Annotated in this window: 1 protein-coding gene; it reads right to left on the bottom strand. The window is 37.8% G+C overall.

Annotation, left to right across the window (positions count from 1 at the left end; all coding sequences use genetic code 11):
- Positions 1 to 59: 59 nt before the first annotated feature.
- Positions 60 to 1,483 (bottom strand): IS3 family transposase gene (locus tag B8965_RS00010; protein ID WP_242941888.1). Its coding sequence is split into 2 segments (ribosomal slippage): positions 60 to 994 and positions 994 to 1,483, totalling 1,425 coding nucleotides; the frame shifts between segments, so codons are not numbered across the junction.
- Positions 1,484 to 1,538 lie beyond the last annotated feature (55 nt).

Raw genomic sequence — 1,538 nt, 5'->3', positions numbered from 1 at the left:
GAGGTGACCCCTAAAAGTTAGACTTTATTAGCGAGACAGTTTCGGCTGCCTCGCTATTTTTATGCAGCCTGAAGACTAAGTCTGTATTGCACTGGACTTAGCCATCCAAGTTTCTCTTTAATTCTCTTTTCGTTATAGTAATTTATGTATCGTTCAATTTCCGACTTCAATTCCTCATAGCTGTAATAGACGACACCATAGTAAATCTCTTGTTTAAGCAGTCCAAAGAAGTTCTCCATAACGGAATTATCATAGCAGTTACCTTTTCTAGACATACTTTGAAAAATACGTTCTTCCTTAAGCCGGTTAGAGTATGCTCTCATCTGGTAAGCCCATCCTTGATCTGAATGGAATGTTCGGCGATAAGGACAATCTGAGGTTATTTTAATGGCCTTATCTAGTGCATCCATTACGCTCTTGGCCGTAGGACGCTTAGCAATACCATAACTAATAATTTCACCATTACACATATCCATAAAAGGATCTAAATAAAGCTTGTGCATTGTCATATGGCCTTTTGAATCTACTTCATAGTATTTAAATTCGGTTGTATCAGTTGTAACCTTTTGATGCGGTATATGTGTATTGAATCGCCTACGGATTCTATTAGGTGCCACAATACCAACCTTGCCTTTGTACGAGCTGTATTTACGACTTTTGCGCGTAAATGAGGTCACCTGAAGATTGAGTTTTTGCATTATTCGCTGGACTTTTTTCTTGTTAACATGAATTCCCTGATTATTTAATTCGGCTCGCATGCGTCGATATCCATAATCTTTATTATCTTCATGTATTCTTAAGATTTTCTCTTCGAGTTCTTTGTCAGGATTTTCTCTATCAAATCTTTTTTGCCAATACATGTAGGTAGCTTTAGGGAAGCCAACTACAGCGAGAACGTCTTTTAATTTGAATTCTCCTCGGAGGCTGTGGACGATTCTCGCTGTTTTTTCAGAAGAGCTTCCTCCTCTAAACGCAGCCTCCTCAGTTCTTTTAAATAAGCATTCTCGATTTTTAGTTTTAAGAGTTCAGCTTCAAGCTGTTTAACATGCTCAGTGCTTGTATCAACAGGAGCTGAATCATCTTGGCGTTGTATATTAACAGCCTTACCTGATGAATTCATTTTAGCCCTTCTCCCACGTTTCTTATCTCTTAAGGCATCAGGACCAGCCGCTCTATAATCATTTACCCACCTAGCGATAAGAGCATTATTATTAATCCCTATCGAAAGAGCCAGTTCCTGATAAGATACCTCACTTGTTAAATAAGACTCTACCACACCAAGCTTAAATTCAAAAGAATAAGCTTCGTTCTTTCTTGAACGTTTTAATCCATCATCACCAAGTTCTTCGTAGTAATGTACCCAATTGAGAACTTGTCTTCTGTTTTTTACTCCATATTTTTCTGCTAAAAAAGTATAACCTCCTTCGCCACGTAAATATGCATCTACAACTTTCTTTTTAAACTCATAACTGTATGCAGCCATAAAAATACCGACCTCCAATTGTTAGATTTTTGGTCTAACTTTTGGGGGTCGGTAC

Origin of the sequence: Desulfonispora thiosulfatigenes DSM 11270 (assembly GCF_900176035.1) — a bacterium.
In the GTDB taxonomy this organism is placed as follows: Bacteria; Bacillota; Peptococcia; order Peptococcales; family Desulfonisporaceae; genus Desulfonispora; species Desulfonispora thiosulfatigenes.
The sequence above is the reverse complement of the archived record's forward strand: the minus strand, read 5'-3'. Positions and strand labels throughout refer to the sequence as shown.